The 17876-nt window shown below is 69.0% G+C and carries 21 protein-coding genes and 1 pseudogene; all 22 read right to left on the bottom strand.

Annotated elements, in window-relative coordinates; translation table 11 throughout:
• Positions 1-25: 25 nt before the first annotated feature.
• The 22 genes and pseudogenes from ACTMS0_RS10815 to ACTMS0_RS10710 all read right to left on the bottom strand — a co-directional run bounded on the left by ACTMS0_RS10815 (position 26) and on the right by ACTMS0_RS10710 (position 17839).
• Positions 26-211 carry a type Z 30S ribosomal protein S14 gene (locus tag ACTMS0_RS10815; protein ID WP_007465272.1) on the bottom strand — a complete coding sequence of 62 codons (186 nt, stop codon included), beginning with the start codon at positions 209-211 and terminating at the stop codon, positions 26-28.
• Position 212: 1 nt separating this feature from the next.
• Entirely contained in the window at positions 213-782 is a 570-nt protein-coding gene (rplE, locus tag ACTMS0_RS10810; RefSeq protein WP_441155002.1) for a 50S ribosomal protein L5, read from the bottom strand.
• Positions 782-1102, bottom strand: a complete 321-nt coding sequence (rplX, locus tag ACTMS0_RS10805) for a 50S ribosomal protein L24 (RefSeq protein WP_441155001.1) — start codon at positions 1100-1102, stop codon at positions 782-784. The genes rplE and rplX overlap by 1 nt, the downstream gene beginning before the upstream one ends.
• On the bottom strand, positions 1099-1467 hold the full coding sequence (gene rplN / locus ACTMS0_RS10800) for a 50S ribosomal protein L14 (RefSeq protein WP_007465279.1): 369 nt from the start codon (positions 1465-1467) through the stop codon (positions 1099-1101). The genes rplX and rplN overlap by 4 nt, the downstream gene beginning before the upstream one ends.
• A gap of 97 nt (positions 1468-1564) precedes the next feature.
• Positions 1565-1840, bottom strand: coding sequence for a 30S ribosomal protein S17 (gene rpsQ, locus ACTMS0_RS10795; protein ID WP_168003797.1), 276 nt, complete (start codon positions 1838-1840; stop codon positions 1565-1567).
• On the bottom strand, positions 1837-2073 hold the full coding sequence (gene rpmC, locus ACTMS0_RS10790; protein WP_441155000.1) for a 50S ribosomal protein L29: 237 nt from the start codon (positions 2071-2073) through the stop codon (positions 1837-1839). The genes rpsQ and rpmC overlap by 4 nt, the downstream gene beginning before the upstream one ends.
• Positions 2073-2498, bottom strand: coding sequence for a 50S ribosomal protein L16 (gene rplP / locus ACTMS0_RS10785; protein ID WP_441154999.1), 426 nt, complete (start codon positions 2496-2498; stop codon positions 2073-2075). Before rplP ends, rpmC begins: the two co-directional genes overlap by 1 nt.
• A 3-nt stretch (positions 2499-2501) precedes the next feature.
• Positions 2502-3368 carry a 30S ribosomal protein S3 gene (gene rpsC, locus ACTMS0_RS10780; protein ID WP_441154998.1) on the bottom strand — a complete coding sequence of 289 codons (867 nt, stop codon included), beginning with the start codon at positions 3366-3368 and terminating at the stop codon, positions 2502-2504.
• Positions 3368-3826, bottom strand: coding sequence for a 50S ribosomal protein L22 (gene rplV, locus ACTMS0_RS10775; protein ID WP_441154997.1), 459 nt, complete (start codon positions 3824-3826; stop codon positions 3368-3370). The genes rpsC and rplV overlap by 1 nt, the downstream gene beginning before the upstream one ends.
• A gap of 40 nt (positions 3827-3866) precedes the next feature.
• Positions 3867-4148, bottom strand: a complete 282-nt coding sequence (gene rpsS / locus ACTMS0_RS10770) for a 30S ribosomal protein S19 (RefSeq protein WP_091125151.1) — start codon at positions 4146-4148, stop codon at positions 3867-3869.
• 12 nt (positions 4149-4160) lie between these two features.
• Positions 4161-5000, bottom strand: a complete 840-nt coding sequence (gene rplB / locus ACTMS0_RS10765) for a 50S ribosomal protein L2 (protein ID WP_441154996.1) — start codon at positions 4998-5000, stop codon at positions 4161-4163.
• Between the two features lie 12 nt (positions 5001-5012).
• Complete coding sequence (gene rplW, locus ACTMS0_RS10760) at positions 5013-5315, bottom strand: 50S ribosomal protein L23 (RefSeq protein ID WP_076466668.1); 303 nt, start codon at positions 5313-5315, stop codon at positions 5013-5015.
• Positions 5312-5962: a 50S ribosomal protein L4 gene (gene rplD, locus ACTMS0_RS10755; RefSeq protein WP_441154995.1), complete on the bottom strand. Its 651-nt coding sequence runs from the start codon at positions 5960-5962 to the stop codon at positions 5312-5314. The genes rplW and rplD overlap by 4 nt, the downstream gene beginning before the upstream one ends.
• Positions 5959-6624 carry a 50S ribosomal protein L3 gene (gene rplC, locus ACTMS0_RS10750; protein WP_441154994.1) on the bottom strand — a complete coding sequence of 222 codons (666 nt, stop codon included), beginning with the start codon at positions 6622-6624 and terminating at the stop codon, positions 5959-5961. The genes rplD and rplC overlap by 4 nt, the downstream gene beginning before the upstream one ends.
• A gap of 11 nt (positions 6625-6635) precedes the next feature.
• Entirely contained in the window at positions 6636-6944 is a 309-nt protein-coding gene (gene rpsJ / locus ACTMS0_RS10745; RefSeq protein WP_007073037.1) for a 30S ribosomal protein S10, read from the bottom strand.
• Positions 6945-7293: 349 nt separating this feature from the next.
• Positions 7294-8487 (bottom strand): elongation factor Tu, encoded by a 1194-nt coding sequence (gene tuf, locus ACTMS0_RS10740; RefSeq protein ID WP_441154993.1) that lies wholly within the window; start codon positions 8485-8487, stop codon positions 7294-7296.
• A 226-nt stretch (positions 8488-8713) separates the two neighbouring features.
• Positions 8714-10810 (bottom strand): elongation factor G, encoded by a 2097-nt coding sequence (fusA, locus tag ACTMS0_RS10735; RefSeq protein ID WP_441154992.1) that lies wholly within the window; start codon positions 10808-10810, stop codon positions 8714-8716.
• 72 nt (positions 10811-10882) lie between these two features.
• Entirely contained in the window at positions 10883-11353 is a 471-nt protein-coding gene (gene rpsG, locus ACTMS0_RS10730; RefSeq protein WP_076466673.1) for a 30S ribosomal protein S7, read from the bottom strand.
• 1 nt (position 11354) lies between these two features.
• A pseudogene (locus ACTMS0_RS10725) lies at positions 11355-11556 on the bottom strand (hypothetical protein).
• Between the two features lie 495 nt (positions 11557-12051).
• On the bottom strand, positions 12052-12432 hold the full coding sequence (locus ACTMS0_RS10720; protein ID WP_441154991.1) for a hypothetical protein: 381 nt from the start codon (positions 12430-12432) through the stop codon (positions 12052-12054).
• Between the two features lie 999 nt (positions 12433-13431).
• Entirely contained in the window at positions 13432-13806 is a 375-nt protein-coding gene (locus tag ACTMS0_RS10715) for a hypothetical protein (RefSeq protein WP_441154990.1), read from the bottom strand.
• A gap of 145 nt (positions 13807-13951) precedes the next feature.
• Positions 13952-17839, bottom strand: a complete 3888-nt coding sequence (locus ACTMS0_RS10710) for a DNA-directed RNA polymerase subunit beta' (RefSeq protein WP_441154989.1) — start codon at positions 17837-17839, stop codon at positions 13952-13954.
• Positions 17840-17876: the final 37 nt, after the last annotated feature.

Raw genomic sequence — 17876 nt, 5'->3', positions numbered from 1 at the left:
CTGACGCGCGGAGCGCGCCGGGCTGTTACCAGGAAGCCTTGGACACGCCGGGCAGCTCACCGCGGTGGGCCATCTCCCGGATGCAGACCCGGCAGAGACCGAACTTGCGGTAGACCGCCTTCGGACGCCCGCACCGCTGGCAGCGGGTGTACGCGCGAACCGAGAACTTCGGCTTCGCGGCCGCCTTGATGATCAGCGCCTTCTTGGCCATCTCAGTTCTCCTTGAACGGGAAGCCCAGGAGCTTGAGCAGCGCCCGGCCCTCGTCGTCGGTCGTGGCGGTGGTGACCACCGTGATGTCCATGCCCCGCTGGCGATCGATCTTGTCCTGGTCGATCTCGTGGAACACCGACTGCTCGGTCAGACCGAACGTGTAGTTGCCGTTCCCGTCGAGCTTGCGCCCGTCGAGGCCGCGGAAGTCACGGATACGCGGCAGCGCGATCGACAGCAGCCGGTCCAGGAACTCCCACATCCGGTCGCCGCGCAGGGTGACCTTCGCGCCGATCGGCATGCCCTCGCGCAGCTTGAACTGCGCGATGGACTTGGTCGCCCGCCGCACCTGCGGCTTCTGGCCGGTGATGGTCGCCAGATCGCGGACGGCGCCCTCGATCAGCTTGGCGTCCCGGGCGGCCTCGCCGACACCCATGTTGACGACGATCTTGACCATCCGCGGCACCTGCATCGGGTTGCCGTAGTTGTACTGCTCGCGCAGCTGGCCCACGATCTCGTTGCGGTACCGCTCCTTGAGGCGCGGCATGGTCTTGGTTTCGGTAGCCGTGGTCATCACAGGTCCTTACCGGTGCTACGCGCGATGCGGACCTTCTGGCCGTTCTCGTCGACCCGGTAGCCGACGCGGGTCGGCTTGCCGTCGGAATCCACGACCATCACGTTCGAGACGTGGATCGGGGCCTCCTGGGTGACGATGCCACCGGTCTTGGCGCCACGCTGGGTGGTGCTGATGCGGGTGTGCTTCTTGACCCGGTTCACGCCCTCGACCAGGACCTTGTCCTGCCGCGGGTAGGCCGCGATGACCTTGCCCTTGGCACCCTTGTCCTTGCCGGCGATGACGACGACCGTGTCGCCCTTCTTGACCTTCACGGTCACAACACCTCCGGCGCGAGAGAAATGATCTTCATGAACCGCTTGTCCCGCAGCTCCCGGCCCACCGGGCCGAAGATACGGGTGCCGCGCGGGTCCCCACCGTCCTTGATGATGACGGCGGCGTTCTCGTCGAAGCGGATGTACGAGCCGTCCGGCCGCCGCCTCTCCTTGGCGGTGCGAACGACGACCGCCTTGACGACGTCGCCCTTCTTCACACCGGCACCGGGGATCGCGTCCTTGACGGTGGCCACGATGACGTCGCCGATGCTCGCGTAGCGCCGACCGGAGCCACCGAGCACCCGGATGCACAGGATCTCCCGGGCACCCGTGTTGTCGGCGACGCGCAGTCGCGACTCCTGCTGAATCACGTCTATCTCCTATGTCTGCCGGTTCTCCGGCCGCACGAGGCGGCCGGAGCCTGGCGGAACCTGCGCCCGACCGATGTCGGCCGAGCTTGAGCCTTCGCTACTTGGCCTTCTCGAGGATCTCCACGAGCCGCCACCGCTTGGTGGCGGACAGCGGCCGGGTCTCCATGATCAGGACCCGGTCGCCGATGCCGGCGGCGTTCTGCTCGTCGTGGACCTTGAGCTTGCTGGTCCGGCGCATGATCTTGCCGTACAGCGCGTGCTTGACCCGGTCCTCGACCTCGACGACGACGGTCTTTTCCATCTTGTCGCTGACCACGAGGCCCTCACGCACCTTGCGACGGGCCCGCGCGCTGGCGGTGGTGTTCTCGCTCATCCTGCAGTCACCTCAGTCGGCGCGGCCGAGAGCCCCAGCTCGCGCTCACGCATGATCGTGTAGATCCGGGCGATCTCCCGACGGATGACCTGCAGCCGCCGGTTGTTGTCCAGCTGCCCGGTTGCGCCCTGCACGCGGAGGTTGAACAGCTCCGCCTTGGCCTCGCGCAGCTTCGTGACCAGCTCCTCCTCGGAGAGCTCACGCAGCTCGGAGGCCTTAACGCCCGCTGCCATCAGGATTCACCCACTTCGCGCGTAACAATCCGGCACTTCATCGGGAGCTTGTGGATCGCGCGGCGCATCGCCTCACGCGCGATCTGCTCGTTGGGGAAGGACATCTCGAAGAGCACCCGCCCCGGCTTCACGTTCGCGACCCACCACTCGGGCGAACCCTTGCCGGAACCCATCCGGGTCTCGGCCGGCTTCTTGGTGAGGGCCTGGTCCGGGAAGATCGTGATCCAGACCTTGCCGCCACGCTTGATGTGGCGGGTCATCGCGATACGCGCCGACTCGATCTGGCGGTTGGTCACGTACGCCGGCTCGAGAGCCTGGATCCCGAACTCGCCGAACACCACCCGGTTACCACCCTTGGACGCGCCACTGCGCTGCGGGTGGTGCGGCTTGCGGAAGCCCTTTGGGGGCTTGCGCGGCATCAGCATCTGTCAGCCCTCCTGCTGCGTTTCTGCCGGCTGAGTGGCGGCCGCGGCGACGGCGCCGGCGTCAACCGGCTCGCCGCTCGGCGTCTCGGCCTGCTGCGCGATGGTGGTCGCGGCAGCCCGGCCGGCCTCGGTGCCACCGGCGGTCGTGCCCGACGAACCCGACCGGCCACGGCGCGGCCGCTCGGGGCGGTCACCGCGGTCACGGCGCGGGCGCGACGGAGCCTCGGCCGGGGTCTCCCGACCCGGCACCGCGTCGCCCTTGTAGATCCAGACCTTCACGCCGATCCGGCCGAAGGTGGTACGGGCCTCGAAGAAGCCGTACTCGATGTTGGCCCGCAGCGTGTGCAGCGGAACCCGACCCTCGCGGTAGAACTCGGTCCGGCTCATCTCGGCGCCGCCGAGACGGCCCGAGACCTGGACCCGGATGCCCTTGCAGACCGGGTTCTTCATCGCGGACTGCATGGCCTTGCGCATCGCCCGACGGAAGCTGACCCGGCTGGACAGCTGCTCGGCCACGCCCTGCGCGACGAGCTGCGCGTCCGACTCGGGGCTCTTCACCTCGATGATGTTGAGCTGGACCTGCTTGCCGGTCAGCTTCTCGAGCTCGCCGCGGATCCGGTCGGCCTCCGCACCCTTACGGCCGATGACGATGCCCGGCCGGGCGGTGTGGATGTCGACGCGGACCCGGTCCCGGGTGCGCTCGATGTCGACCTTGGAGATCCCGGCGCGCTCGAGGCCCTTGGACATCATGCGGCGGATCTTGACGTCCTCGCCGATGTAGTCCTTGTAGAGCTTGTCCGCGAACCAGCGGGACTTCCAGTCGGTCGAGATGCCGAGCCGGAACCCGTGCGGGTGAACCTTCTGACCCATTACTCCGCACCCTCCGTCGTGCTCTGCGTCTCGACCGGCGCGGCCTGCTTCGCCGGGGCCGCCTTCTTCGCCGCCGACTTCTTCGGCGCCGCCGGGGCGACCGCCTCGACCGCGACCGTGATGTGGCAGGTGCGCTTGCGGATCCGGTACGCCCGGCCCTGCGCCCGCGGCCGGAACCGCTTCATGGTCGGGCCCTCGTCCACGTACGCCTCGCTGACGAGCAGCGCGTCGGGGTCCAGCCGCTCGTTGTTCTCCGCGTTGGCGATCGCGCTCGCGAGCACCTTGTACACCTGCTCGCTCGCAGCCTGCGGCGCGAACTGCAGCACCGTGAGCGCCTCCTTCGCGGGCAGGCCGCGGACGAGGTTGACCACCCGGCGCGCCTTCATCGGCGAGATGCGCACGTGCCGCGCAATCGCCCGCGCGCCCGGAAGCACCGGAGCGTCGCCCTTTCCTGGCATCGCTGTAACCCCTTGTTCCTCTATCCGTATGCCCGCGGCGTCAGCGCCGGCGGCTCTTCCGGTCGTCCTTCTCGTGACCCTTGAACGTGCGGGTCAGCGCGAACTCGCCGAGCTTGTGCCCGACCATCGCCTCGGTCACGAACACGGGGACGTGCTTGCGTCCGTCGTGCACGGCGATCGTGTGACCCAGCATCTCCGGGATGATCGTCGAGCGCCGCGACCAGGTCTTGATGACGTTCTTGGTGCCCTTGTCGTTCTGCGTCTCCACCTTCTTGATCAGGTGGTCGTCGACGAACGGGCCCTTCTTCAGGCTGCGAGGCATGTCTTATCTCCCTCAGCCGCGCTTACGCGTGGCGTAGCGGCGGCGGACGATCAGCCGGTCACTCGGCTGGCCCTTACGACGGGTGCGGCCCTCGGGCTTACCCTGCGGGTTGACCGGGTGGCGACCGCCGGAGGTCTTACCCTCACCACCACCGTGCGGGTGGTCGACCGGGTTCATGGCGACACCACGGACGGTCGGGCGCTTGCCCTTCCAGCGCATGCGGCCGGCCTTGCCCCAGTTGATGTTCGACTGGTCGGCGTTGCCGATCTCGCCGACGCTGGCGCGGCAGCGCACGTCCACGCGCCGGATCTCACCGGACGGCATACGCAGGGTCGCGTACGCGCCTTCACGGCCGAGCAGCTGGATGCCGACGCCGGCCGAACGGGCCAGCTTGGCGCCGCCGCCCGGACGCAGCTCCACGTTGTGGATCGTGGTACCCACCGGGATGTTGCGCAGCGGCAGGTTGTTGCCCGGCTTGATGTCGGCGCTCGGACCCGACTCGACGGTGTCGCCCTGCTTCAGGTCCTTCGGCGCGATGATGTAACGCTTCTCGCCGTCGGCGTAGTGCAGCAGCGCGATCCGCGCGGTGCGGTTCGGGTCGTACTCGATGTGCGCGACCTTCGCCGGCACGCCGTCCTTGTCGACCCGCTTGAAGTCGATGATCCGGTACTGCCGCTTGTGGCCGCCACCGTGGTGCCGGGTGGTGATCCGGCCGTGGGCGTTGCGACCACCCTTCTTCGGCAGCGGGGCCAGCAGCGACTTCTCCGGCGTCGACCGGGTGATCTCGGCGAAGTCGGCAACGCTCGAGCCACGCCGGCCCGGCGTCGTCGGCTTGTACTTACGGATAGCCATTGTCTACACCCCTCAGCTGACCGGGCCGCCGAAGGCCTCGATGCGGTCACCGTCAGCCAGCTTCACCATCGCCCGCTTGGTGTCCTTGCGCTTACCGAACCCGGTGCGGGTCCGCTTGCGCTTGCCCTCACGGTTGAGCGTGTTGACCGTCAGGACGCGGACGTTGAAGATCTGCTGGATAGCGATCTTGATTTCCGTCTTGTTCGCGTCCGGGTGCACCAGGAAGGTGTACCAGTTGCGGTTCAGCTCGCTGTAGCTCTTCTCCGAGACGACCGGCGCCACGATGATGTCGCGCGGGTCCGCGATCGTGCTCACTTGCCACCCTCCTCGGTGGTCTCAGCGGGAACGCCCAGGAACTCGTCCAGGGCCTCCTTGGTGAAGACCACGTCGTCGGCCACCAGCACGTCGTACGTGTTGAGCTGGCCGGCCTCGATCAGGTGCACCCGCGGCTCGTTGCGCAGCGACACCCAGTTCAGCTCGTCGGTGCTGCTCAGCACGACCAGCACCCGGTGGGCGTCGGTCAGCTTCGTCAGCGTGGCCAGCGCGGCCTTGGTCGACGGCTTCTCGCCCGAGACGAACGCCTCGACGACGTGCACCTTGCCGGCGCGGGCCCGGTCGGAGAGGGCGCCACGCAGGGCGGCGGCCTTCATCTTCTTCGGGGTCCGCTGGCTGTAGTCGCGCGGCACGGGACCGTGCACCACGCCACCGCCGGCGAACTGCGGCGCGCGGATCGAGCCCTGCCGGGCACGACCGGTGCCCTTCTGCTTGTACGGCTTCTTGCCGCCGCCGGCGACCTCGCCGCGGGTCTTGACCTTGTGCGTGCCCTGCCGGGCGGCCGCAAGCTGGGCCACCACGACCTGGTGCATCAGCGCGACGTTGGCCTGCGCGTCGAAGATGTCGGCGGGCAGCTCGACCGAGCCGCTCTTGGTGCCTTCGACGGTGAGGACGTCAACGGTGGTCACTTGGCCGCACCGCCCTTCTTCGCCTTGGTCTTGGCCGCGGTACGGACCAGGACCAGCGCGCCCTTGGGGCCGGGGATGGCGCCACGGACGAGCAGGAGGTTGTTCTCGGTGTCGACCGCCTGGACGGTCAGGTTCTGGACGGTGTAGCGCACGCCACCCATCCGGCCGGCCATCCGGGTGCCCTTGAAGACACGACCCGGGGTGGCGCAGGCGCCGATGGAGCCCGGCGAGCGGTGCTTGCGCTCCACACCGTGGCTGGCGCGCAGACCGTGGAAGCCGTGCCGCTTCATCGGGCCGGCGTAGCCCTTGCCCTTGGTCTTGCCGGTCACGTCGATCGAGACGCCGGCCGGGAACTGCTCGACCGTGACCTCCTGGCCGAGCGAGTACTCGGTGGCGTCGGCCGTACGCAGCTCGACGATGTGGCGCCGCGGCGCGACGTCGGCCTTCGCGTAGTGGCCGCTGATCGGCTTCTTGACCTTGCGCGGGTCGATGACGCCGTACGCCAGCTGGACCGCCGCGTAGCCGTCCTTCTCGGCGCTACGAACCTGGCTGACGACGCACGGGCCGGCCTGCACCACGGTCACCGGAACAACACGGTTGTTGTCCCAGACCTGGGTCATGCCGAGCTTTGCGCCCAGGATCCCCTTGACTTGCCTGTCCATTTGTCCGATCCCTACAGCTTGATCTCGATGTCGACGCCAGCCGGCAGGTCGAGGCGCATGAGCGAGTCGACCGTCTTCGGGGTCGGGTCGATGATGTCGATCAGCCGCTTGTGCGTGCGCATCTCGAAGTGCTCGCGCGAGTCCTTGTACTTGTGCGGCGAGCGGATAACGCAGAAACGGTTGATCTCCGTGGGCAGCGGCACCGGGCCGGCGACCTGCGCCCCGGTGCGCGTCACCGTCTCGACGATCTTCCGAGCCGAGGAGTCGACGACCTCGTGGTCATAGGCCTTGAGCCGGATGCGGATCTTCTGTCCCGCCATGGTGGCTTCTGTTCCTTCTCTCGATGCCGCTGTGTTGCGGGTGCCTGAACCGGCTGGCACAGGCCCCTTCGCCGACCCCCGCGGTCGGGCGTGTCGCGCCCTCGGGCCAGGCTCCGCCCCGGGACTCCGGAGCGATTCTGACCGTGCGGTGGGTCATGGCGTCGATCGCTACCGCGATCTGAACGCCGTGCGAGGGTGGTTGGCGGACTGGCCGCCAACCACCCTACGCCCGACCGGTCCTCCCACCCGGAGGTTCGGCTAAAGCCGAACGCAGGCGGTGGAACCGTCGTTACGCAACCTGACTAGTATGCCGCACGACCGGCGGCGGGTCTAATCGGGGTTACCCAGCTCACTTGATGATCTTGGTGACGCGACCCGCGCCAACCGTACGACCACCCTCGCGGATCGCGAACTTGAGGTTCTCCTCCATCGCGATCGGCTGGATGAGCTTGACGCTCATCGTGGTGTTGTCGCCCGGCATGACCATCTCGGTGCCCTCGGGGAGCGTGACGACACCGGTGACGTCCGTGGTCCGGAAGTAGAACTGCGGACGGTAGTTCTGGAAGAACGGGGTGTGCCGGCCGCCCTCCTCCTTGGAGAGGATGTAGACCGTCGCCTCGAACTCCGTGTGCGGGGTCGTGGTGCCCGGCTTGATGACGACCATGCCGCGCTCGACGTCCTCGCGCTTGATGCCACGCAGCAGCAGACCGACGTTCTCACCCGCGCGGGCCTCGTCGAGCAGCTTGCGGAACATCTCGATGCCGGTGCAGACCGTCTTCTGCGACTTCTCGCGGATACCGACGATCTCCACCTCCTCGTTCGGCTTGAGGATGCCGCGCTCCGCGCGACCGGTGACGACGGTGCCACGACCGGTGATCGTGAAAACGTCCTCGATCGGCATCAGGAACGGCTTCTCGGTCTCGCGCTCCGGCTGCGGGATCGCGGTGTCGACCGCGGTCATCAGGTCCAGGAGCTTGCCGGTCCACTCGGGGTCACCCTCGAGGGCCTTCAGCGCCGACACCCGCACGACCGGCAGGTCGTCACCCGGGTACTCCTGAGCCGAGAGCAGCTCGCGGACCTCGAGCTCGACGAGCTCCAGGAGCTCCTCGTCGTCCACCATGTCGCTCTTGTTGAGCGCCACGACGATGTACGGCACGCCGACCTGACGGGCCAGCAGCACGTGCTCGCGGGTCTGCGGCATCGGGCCGTCGGTCGCCGCGACCACCAGGATCGCGCCGTCCATCTGGGCGGCACCGGTGATCATGTTCTTGATGTAGTCGGCGTGACCGGGGCAGTCGACGTGCGCGTAGTGCCGCGCCTCGGTCTGGTACTCGACGTGCGCGATCGAGATCGTGATGCCGCGGGCCTTCTCCTCCGGCGCCTTGTCGATCTCGTCGAACGGCGTGTACGGGTTCAGGTCCGGGAACTGGTCGTGCAGGACCTTGGTGATGGCCGCCGTCAGCGTCGTCTTACCGTGGTCGATGTGACCAATGGTGCCGATGTTGACGTGCGGCTTAGTCCGCTCGAACTTCGCCTTCGCCACTGGTGTCCTCCTGTGGACTTTCTTGGTTCGTTCGCCCCGGCGCGCCGGTCGGCGCTTAGGACTCTGTCGACAGCCTTTCCGACCTGACGGCCGGAGAGCCTTTTGTGGGTTCTGCGGCGATGAAGCCTACAGGCCCGGATTCACACAACCCGACCGAGGTGGCCGCGGGCGGGAGAACGGCCCTCCCGCGACCACACCCGACTCATCGGATCAGCTCAGGCGAGCGTCACTCACCAGTCGCCTTGGCGATGATCTCCTTGGCCACCGAGGCCGGAACCTCGGCGTAGGAGTCGAACTGCATGCTGTAGCTAGCCCGGCCCTGGGTCTTCGACCGCAGGTCGCCGACGTAGCCGAACATCTCCGACAACGGCACCAGGGCGCGGACGACGCGGGCACCGCCGCGCTCCTCCATCGCCTGGATGATGCCGCGGCGGGAGTTGAGGTCGCCGATGACGTCACCCATGTTCTCCTCCGGAGTGGTGACCTCAACGGCCATCATCGGCTCGAGCAGCGCCGGGTCGGCCTTGCGGGCCGCCTCCTTCAGCACCATCGAGCCGGCGATCTTGAACGCCATCTCGGACGAGTCGACCTCGTGATACTGACCGTCCAGCAGCGTCAGCTTGACACCTACCAGCGGGAAGCCGGCGAGAATGCCGTACTGCATGGCGTCCTGCGCGCCCGCGTCCACCGACGGGATGAACTCCCGGGGGATACGGCCACCGGTGACGGCGTTCGCGAACTCGTAGGTCGGGGCGTCGTTGCCCAGCGGCAGCGGCTCCAGGCTGATGATCACCCGGGCGTACTGGCCGGAACCACCGGTCTGCTTCTTGTGGGTGTACTCGATCTTCTCCACCTTGCGGCGGATGGTCTCGCGGTACGCCACCTGCGGCTTGCCGATGTTCGCCTCGACGTTGAACTCGCGGCGCATCCGGTCCACCAGGATGTCCAGGTGCAGCTCGCCCATGCCGGAGATGACCGTCTGGCCGGTCTCCTCGTCCAGCTTGACGCGGAAGGTCGGGTCCTCCTCGGCCAGCCGCTGGATGGCGGTGCTGAGCTTCTCCTGGTCGGCCTTGGTCTTCGGCTCGATCGCGACCTCGATGACCGGCTCCGGGAAGGTCATCGACTCCAGGATGACCGGGTTCGCCGGGTCGCAGAGCGTGTCACCGGTGGTGGTCTGCTTGAGACCCTGCACCGCGATGATGTCGCCAGCCTTGGCCGAGCTGCGCTCTTCCCGCTTGTTGGCGTGCATCTGGTAGATCTTGCCGATCCGCTCCTTGCGGTCCTTGGTGGAGTTGACCACCTGGGACCCGGACTCGACCACGCCGGAGTAGACCCGGACGTAGGTGAGCTTACCGAGGTGCTTGTCGGTCTGGATCTTGAAGGCCAGGCCGGAGAACGGCTCCGAGGTGGACGGCTTCCGCTGCAGCGAAGTCTCGCCGTCGGTCGCGGTGCCCTCGATCGCCGGGATGTCCAGCGGCGACGGCAGGAAGTCGACCACGGCGTCGAGCATCGGCTGGACGCCCTTGTTCTTGAACGCGGAGCCGCAGAGGACCGGGTTGGCCTTGCCGGTGATGGTGGCCCGACGGATGGCGGCCTTGATCTCCTCGACGGAGATCTCCTCGCCCTCCAGGTACTTCTCCATCACCGAGTCGTCGACGTCGGCCAGGGTCTCCATCAGCTTCTCGCGCCACTCGGCCGCGGAGTCGGCCAGGTCGGCCGGGATCTCCTCGATCGCGTAGTCCTCACCCTTCTGGGTCTCCCCGCGCCAGGTGAGGGCGCGCATGCCGATCAGGTCGATGACACCGATGTGGTCACCCTCGGTCCCGATCGGGATCTGCAGCACGAGCGGCGTGGCGTTGAGCCGGTCGATCATCATCTGCACGCAGCGGAAGAAGTCGGCACCGGTCCGGTCGAGCTTGTTGACGAAGCACATCCGGGGGACGTTGTACTTGTCGGCCTGACGCCAGACGTTCTCCGTCTGCGGCTCCACGCCGGCGACACCGTCGTAGACCGCGACCGCACCGTCCAGAACACGCAGCGACCGCTCGACCTCGACCGTGAAGTCGACGTGGCCGGGCGTGTCGATGATCTGGATCGTGTGGCCCTTCCACTCGCACTTCGTGGCGGCGGAAGTGATGGTGATACCGCGCTCCTGCTCCTGCTCCATCCAGTCCATGACGGCAGCGCCCTCGTGGACCTCACCGATCTTGTAGGTGATGCCGGTGTAGAACAGGATCCGCTCGGTGGTAGTGGTCTTACCGGCATCGATGTGCGCCATGATGCCGATGTTGCGTACGTTGGCGAGCGCGTCTGCGGCGGCCACTTCAATCCCTACTTATCGTCGTCTCGACACAACTGGCGGTTCCGGCGCCTCGTGGGCGCCGGAACCAGGGTGTTACCAGCGGTAGTGCGCGAAGGCCTTGTTGGACTCGGCCATCTTGTGGGTGTCCTCGCGGCGCTTGACGGCGGCACCGAGGCCGTTGCTCGCGTCCAGCAGCTCGTTCATCAGCCGCTCGACCATGGTCTTCTCGCGCCGCGCGCGGGAGTAGGTGACCAGCCAGCGCAGACCGAGGGTGGTCGCGCGGGCCGGGCGCACCTCGACCGGCACCTGGTAGGTGGCGCCACCGACACGGCGGCTGCGCACCTCGAGGGTCGGCTTGACGTTGTCCATCGCCCGCTTCAGGGTGACGACCGGGTCGGTGCCGGACTTCTCGCGGCAGCCCTCGAGGGCCGCGTACACGATGCTCTCGGCGAGCTGACGCTTGCCGCGCAGCAGGATCTTGTTCACCAGCTGGGTGACCAGCGGCGAGTTGTACACCGGGTCAGCGACCAGCGGCCGCCGCGGAGCGGGTCCCTTACGCGGCATGTCAGCTCTTCTCCTTCTTCGCGCCGTAGCGGCTGCGCGCCTGCTTGCGGTTGCGGACACCCTGGGTGTCCAGCGAGCCGCGAACGATCTTGTACCGCACGCCGCACGCCGCGCCGCTGGGGAGACCCCTTGAGCGCCGGGGTCTTGGTCTTGGTCGTCTTGGCCTGGCGGCCCTTTCGGACCAGCTGCTGAATGGTGGGCACCGGGTTTCTCCGCTCCCTTCGGCCGCTGCGAGGCGACCGCGCCGTCTGCTCTAGCCGGCCTGATGGACGGCTCTCCTACATTCCAACCAGGGCCACCTGACGGGGTCCCAGCACCCGCGGTCGGGCGTGTCGCCCGGCTCACGGTTCCCGGATCGTCGCTCGCGCGGAACCCGGGGGGTGTGTCACCGGCACGCGGCAGGCCGTGCGCCGGATCTTCTGGCTTCGTCGCGCTGCCGCAGGACCACCGGCTGACCGGATCCAGCGCACGCACGAGTTGCCCGGGCTGGCCCGGGCACAAGGGGAAAGAGTACCTACCACAACCGCGCCGGTCAAAACGGGGCGTCCGGCGGAGCGTCTCAGCGCCCGCCGATCGGAACCGTGCTGCCTGCGCGCCCGCGATGGGCACCTACGGACACAAGTGTACCGGCTGCACCGGGAAGTGGCCCCTCGGCCCCGGGGTTCCCTCGGGCTCCCGCCCGGCCGTCGCCCCGTTGGTCACGCCAGCGACACCAGCAACGCCAGCCCCAGCCCGAGCAGGCTCAGCAGCAGCCCGGCGCCGCCGCAGCTGACGCCCGAGATGGCCAGGCCGCGCCCCGTGAACCGGACCGCCGGCGGCGCCGCGGGCCGACGGATCTGCCGCAGCCCGAGCAGACCGGCACCGATGGCGCCCGCCCCGGCCAGGACGCCGAGCACGGTGAAGGCGCCGGCGGCCCAGACGCCGTCCCAGTCCTGCCCCACCGCCCCGAAGCAGATCACCAGCAGCGAGACCAGGATCGAGACGATACCGGCCACCAGCGAACCCACCGCCAGGCCGGAGGTGACCGGAGGCACGTCGAGGTGCACCACAGCGAAGGGTGTGCCGGGCACCGGGTCCACCCTTCGCGGGCGCCCCATCGCGTCCCGCGGCGGGGGCGGCGGCGCGGCGGGCAGCGACCCCCATCCGGGCGCGGTCGTCGGCGGCGTGCCGCCCGGCCCCGTGGGGACGCCCCACCCCGCTCCGGAGACCGTCCCGGCAGCTGTCGGAGTCCCGGCCGGCGGACTCGTCGGTCCAGCGGCCGGGCCGACGGGCGTGGCGGGTGAGGCCGGCGAGACGGCCGGGAAGGCCGGTGACGCGGGTGGAGCGGCGGGTGAGGTGGGTGACCCCGGTGAGGCGGGTGAACCGGCGGGCGAGCCGGGTGGACCGGCGGGCGGGCTCGCCGGACCAGATGACGGACCCGACGGCGACCCGGCGGGCGAGCCGGCCGGACCGCCTTGCGAGGCCGGTGACGCCGGTGGACTGGCGGGCGTGGCGGGTGGGCCGGACGGATCGGCGGAGCCGGCCGGCGGGCGCGCCCACGGGTCGGACGCCGCCATCGCGTACCCCGAAGGGGGGCCGGGCGGAGTGCCCGTCGCGGCGGTCCGGCCGCTCGGGTCGCCGGCCGGGGGCCGGGCCCACGGGTCGGGCGCGGGCAGCGGGTACGCCGACCGCAGACTCGGGACGCCCTCGGGCGCGGCGGCCGGGCTGCCTGGCGTCGCGGCGGGGCTGCCTAGTGTCGCGGCGGGGCTGGCCGGCGTCGCGGCCGGGCTGCCTGGCGTGGCGACCGGGCTGGCCGGCGTGGCGCTCGGGCTTGCGGAGCCGCCGGCCGCGGGTCGGGACCAGGGGTCGGAGGTCGGTGCCGGAGACGCCGGTGAACCGTGCGGGCGCGCCCACCCGTCCGACGCGGAGGGGGCGGCCGGCCAACCGGGCGTCGTCGGGTCGGTGCCCTGCGGGCGCGCCGGGTCGGTCACAGGTCCTCCTGTCGGGAGTCGGCGTCCACGCACGGGCGACGGACACCGGCCAGGCTACCGCCGTCGGGCGAGTCGGCGACGCCCGGCGCGGGCGGTTCCCTCGGCCGGTCAGTTCACGTTCGGCGCGAAATCCTGCCCGTAGGGCGCCTCGGCGAGCCGGATCACGCCGACCACCACCGCGGCGAACACGGCGACCGCGACGAGCACCAGGCCCGTCCAGGCCAGGTGCTCCCCCCGCCGCAGCCAGGCCGCGCCGGTGAGGAAACCCCCCGAGGCGTACGCCTCACGGCGCGCCTGCCGCGCGAGGTGGAGGGCCACCGTCGCCGGCACCACTCCCCCGATGAACAGGCCGGTCAGCGCACCGATCAGGCCCAGCGCGAAAACCGCCCGCGCCTTCGTGGCCCGGGTCGGATCCGGGTCGAGCGGATGCCGTGGCGGCCCCGCGAGCGGAGCGACCGGCGCGGGCCCGGGAGCGGTGGTCATGCCCTCCATCATGCCTCGATCACGTCGGTGTCGACCTTGCGCGGCGGACTCTCCGGCATGCCCGCGCCCCCTCGGGCCGCACCGGCGGTCTCCGGAGACGCGACGAGGCCCCCGGCGGATGCCGGGGGCCTCGTGCGTGCGTTCCTTAGCGGTACGACCCGAAGTCGAAGTCGTCCAGCGGGACCGCCTGGCCACTGGCCGGCCCGAAGCCGTAGTCGGTCTCCGGGTAGCCGGTCATCGAGTAGACCTTGGCCTTCGCCTCCTCGGTCGGCTCGACCCGGACGTTGCGGTACTTGCTGATGCCCGTACCGGCCGGGATGAGCTTACCGATGATCACGTTCTCCTTGAGGCCGATCAGCGAGTCGCTGCGGGCGTGGATCGCCGCGTCCGTCAGCACCCGGGTGGTCTCCTGGAAGGAGGCCGCCGACAGCCAAGAGTCCGTGGCCAGCGAGGCCTTGGTGATACCCATCAGCACCGGGCGACCGGCGGCGGGCTCGCCGCCCTCGGACACGAGCCGGCGGTTCTCCGACTCGAACAGCGCCCGGTCGACCAGCACGCCCGGCAGGAACTCGGTCGAGCCGGAGTCGATGACCGTCACCCGCTTGAGCATCTGGCGGATGATGATCTCGATGTGCTTGTCGTGGATGAGCACACCCTGCGAGCGGTAGACCTCCTGAACCTCCTGGGTCAGGTGGACCTGGACCGCGCGCGGGCCGAGGATGCGCAGCAGCTCGTGCGGGTCGACCGTACCCACGGTGAGCTTCTCGCCGACCTCGACGTGGTCGCCGTCATTGGTCAGGAGCCGGACCCGCTTCGAGATCTTGTCGTAGACGATCTCGTCGCTGCCGTCGTCCGGCACCACGATGATCTTCCGCGACCGCTCGCCGTCCTCGATGCGGACGCGACCCGGGGTGTCGGCGATGGGCGCCTTGCCCTTGGGCACGCGGGCCTCGAAGATCTCCTGGACACGCGGCAGACCCTGGGTGATGTCCTCACCGGCGACACCACCGGTGTGGAAGGTACGCATGGTCAGCTGCGTACCGGGCTCACCGATCGACTGGGCGGCGATGATGCCGACCGCCTCGCCGACGTCCACCGTCTTGCCGGTCGGCAGCGAGCGGCCGTAGCAGGCACCGCAGACGCCCAGCTTCGACTCGCAGGTGAGCACGCTGCGCACCCGGACGGTCTCCACCCCGGCGGCGACGATCTTGTCGACCAGGATCGAGTTGATGTCCGCGCCCCGCTCGGCGACGACGGTGCCGTCCGGCCCCTTGATGTCGTCGGCCAGGGTACGGGCGTGCACGCTGGTCTCGGCGTGCTCGTGCACGATCAGCTGGCCGTCCCGCCGCTGCCCGATCTGCATCGGGATGGCGCGGTCGGTGCCGCAGTCCTCCTCGCGGATGATGACGTCCTGCGAGACGTCCACCAGACGGCGGGTCAGGTAACCCGAGTCGGCGGTACGCAGCGCCGTGTCCGCGAGACCCTTCCGGGCACCGTGCGTGGAGATGAAGTACTCCAGCACGGACAGACCCTCCCGGTAGCTGGCCTTGATGGGCCGCGGGATGATCTCGCCCTTCGGGTTGGCCACCAGACCACGGATCGCCGCGATCTGCCGGAGCTGGAGCAGGTTACCGCGGGCACCCGAGTTGATCATCTTCCACAGTGGGTTCTCCTGCGGCAGCGCGGTGTCCATCTCCTTGGCGACCTCGTTGGTCGCCTTGGTCCAGATCTCGATGAGCTCGCCACGGCGCTCCTCGGCCGTCATCAGACCACGCTGGTACTGCTTGTCGATCCGGTCGGCTTCCTTCTCGTACCGCTCCAGGATCTCCCGCTTGCGCGGCGGAGCGATGACGTCCTCCATGCCGATCGTCACGCCGGACCAGGTGGCCCAGTGGAAACCGGCCTCCTTGAGCCCGTCCAGGGTGGCCGCGAGGGCCACCTTCGGGAAGCGCTCGGCGAGGTCGTTGACGATCGCGGAGAGCTGGCCCTTGCGGATCTCGTAGTTCACGAAGCGGTAGCCCGGGGGCAGCGTCTCGTTGAACAGGACCCGGCCGAGCGTGGTCTCCACGGTGACCGCGTCACCCTCGACCCAGCCCTCGGGAGCGGTCCACGCCTCGACGCCGGGGCCGTTGTCGACGCCGACGAGCCCGCGCAGCCGGATCTTCACCGGAGCCTGCAGGTGCAGCTCGCCGTTGTCGAACGCCATCCGCGCCTCGGCGTCCGAGCTGAACGCCCGGCCCTCGCCACGCTCACCGGCGGTGAGGTGGGTGAGGTGGTAGAGACCGATGATCATGTCCTGGGTGGGCATGGTCACCGGCTTGCCGTCGGCCGGCTTGAGGATGTTGTTCGACGAGAGCATCAGGATCCGCGCCTCGGCCTGGGCCTCGGCGGACAGCGGCACGTGGACCGCCATCTGGTCACCGTCGAAGTCGGCGTTGAACGCGGTGCAGACCAGCGGGTGGATCTGGATGGCCTTGCCCTCGACCAGCTGCGGCTCGAAGGCCTGGATACCCAGCCGGTGCAGGGTCGGCGCCCGGTTGAGCAGCACCGGGTGCTCGCCGATGACCTCTTCCAGCACGTCCCACACGACCGGCCGCTGCCGCTCGACCATCCGCTTGGCGGACTTGATGTTCTGCGCGTGGTTGAGGTCGACCAGCCGCTTCATCACGAACGGCTTGAACAGCTCCAGCGCCATCTGCTTGGGCAGGCCGCACTGGTGCAGCTTGAGCTTCGGGCCGACCACGATGACCGAACGGCCGGAGTAGTCGACGCGCTTGCCCAGCAGGTTCTGGCGGAACCGGCCCTGCTTGCCCTTGAGCATGTCGGACAGCGACTTGAGCGGACGGTTGCCCGGGCCGGTCACCGGCCGGCCACGGCGGCCGTTGTCGAACAGCGCGTCGACGGCCTCCTGGAGCATCCGCTTCTCGTTGTTGACGATGATCTCGGGCGCACCGAGGTCGATCAGCCGCTTGAGGCGGTTGTTCCGGTTGATGACACGGCGGTACAGGTCGTTCAGGTCGGAGGTCGCGAAGCGGCCACCGTCGAGCTGCACCATCGGCCGCAGGTCCGGCGGGATGACCGGGACGCAGTCCAGCACCATGCCGAGCGGCGAGTTGCGGGTGTTCAGGAATGCCGCGACGACCTTGAGCCGCTTGAGCGCCCGGATCTTCCGCTGCCCCTTGCCGGTGCGGATGGTCTCCCGCAGGCTCTCCGCCTCGGCGTCGAGGTCCATGTTCTGGACGAGCGCCTTGATGGCCTCGGCGCCCATGCCGCCGGTGAAGTACTCACCGAACCGGTCGCGCAGCTCCCGGTAGAGCAGCTCGTCGGTGACCAGCTGCTTCGGCTCCAGCTTGCGGAAGGTGTCCAGCACCTCGTCCAGGCGGTCGATCTCGCGCTGGGCCCGGTCGCGGATCTGGCGCATCTCGCGCTCTCCGCCCTCCTTGACCTTGCGCCGGACGTCCGCCTTGGCACCCTCGGCCTCCAGCTCGGCCAGGTCGGCCTCGAGCTTGGCGGCCCGCTTCTCGATCTCCGAGTCGCGGCTGTTCTCGGCCTGCCGCTTCTCGGCCAGGATCTCGTTCTCGATCGTCGAGAGGTCACGGTGACGCGCCTCGGCGTCCACGCTCGTCACGACGTACGAGGCGAAGTAGATGATCTTCTCGAGGTCCTTCGGGGCGAGGTCCAGCAGGTAGCCCAGCCGGCTCGGCACGCCCTTGAAGTACCAGATGTGGGTCACCGGAGCGGCCAGCTCGATGTGCCCCATCCGCTCACGACGGACCTTGGACCGGGTCACCTCGACGCCGCAGCGCTCGCAGATGATGCCCTTGAAGCGGACCCGCTTGTACTTACCGCAGTAGCACTCCCAGTCCCGCTGAGGACCGAAGATCTTCTCGCAGAAGAGCCCGTCCTTCTCCGGCTTCAGGGTGCGGTAGTTGATCGTCTCAGGCTTCTTGACCTCGCCGTGGGACCACTGACGGATGTCGTCAGCGGTGGCGAGGCCGATGCGCAGCTCGTCGAAGAAGTTGACGTCGAGCACTATGTCCCCTATGTCGTCGTCTGTACTGCTTAGCTAG

Origin of the sequence: Micromonospora sp. H33 (assembly GCF_052068455.1) — a bacterium.
Classification (GTDB): domain Bacteria; phylum Actinomycetota; class Actinomycetes; order Mycobacteriales; family Micromonosporaceae; genus Micromonospora.
This window is presented reverse-complemented; position numbering and strand designations above follow the sequence as displayed.

Coding starts and splice junctions, on each gene's coding strand:
- ACTMS0_RS10815 (WP_007465272.1), bottom strand. CDS start 211: ATGGCCAAGAAGGCGCTGATCATCAAGGCGGCCGCGAAGCCGAAGTTC.
- rplV (WP_441154997.1), bottom strand. CDS start 3,826: ATGCCAGGAAAGGGCGACGCTCCGGTGCTTCCGGGCGCGCGGGCGATT.
- rpsC (WP_441154998.1), bottom strand. CDS start 3,368: ATGGGTCAGAAGGTTCACCCGCACGGGTTCCGGCTCGGCATCTCGACC.
- rpsJ (WP_007073037.1), bottom strand. CDS start 6,944: ATGGCGGGACAGAAGATCCGCATCCGGCTCAAGGCCTATGACCACGAG.
- rplE (WP_441155002.1), bottom strand. CDS start 782: ATGACCACGGCTACCGAAACCAAGACCATGCCGCGCCTCAAGGAGCGG.
- rpmC (WP_441155000.1), bottom strand. CDS start 2,073: ATGGCAGCGGGCGTTAAGGCCTCCGAGCTGCGTGAGCTCTCCGAGGAG.
- rplP (WP_441154999.1), bottom strand. CDS start 2,498: ATGCTGATGCCGCGCAAGCCCCCAAAGGGCTTCCGCAAGCCGCACCAC.
- rplC (WP_441154994.1), bottom strand. CDS start 6,624: ATGGACAGGCAAGTCAAGGGGATCCTGGGCGCAAAGCTCGGCATGACC.
- rplB (WP_441154996.1), bottom strand. CDS start 5,000: ATGGCTATCCGTAAGTACAAGCCGACGACGCCGGGCCGGCGTGGCTCG.
- ACTMS0_RS10715 (WP_441154990.1), bottom strand. CDS start 13,806: ATGACCACCGCTCCCGGGCCCGCGCCGGTCGCTCCGCTCGCGGGGCCG.
- rpsQ (WP_168003797.1), bottom strand. CDS start 1,840: ATGAGCGAGAACACCACCGCCAGCGCGCGGGCCCGTCGCAAGGTGCGT.
- rpsG (WP_076466673.1), bottom strand. CDS start 11,353: ATGCCGCGTAAGGGACCCGCTCCGCGGCGGCCGCTGGTCGCTGACCCG.
- rpsS (WP_091125151.1), bottom strand. CDS start 4,148: ATGCCTCGCAGCCTGAAGAAGGGCCCGTTCGTCGACGACCACCTGATC.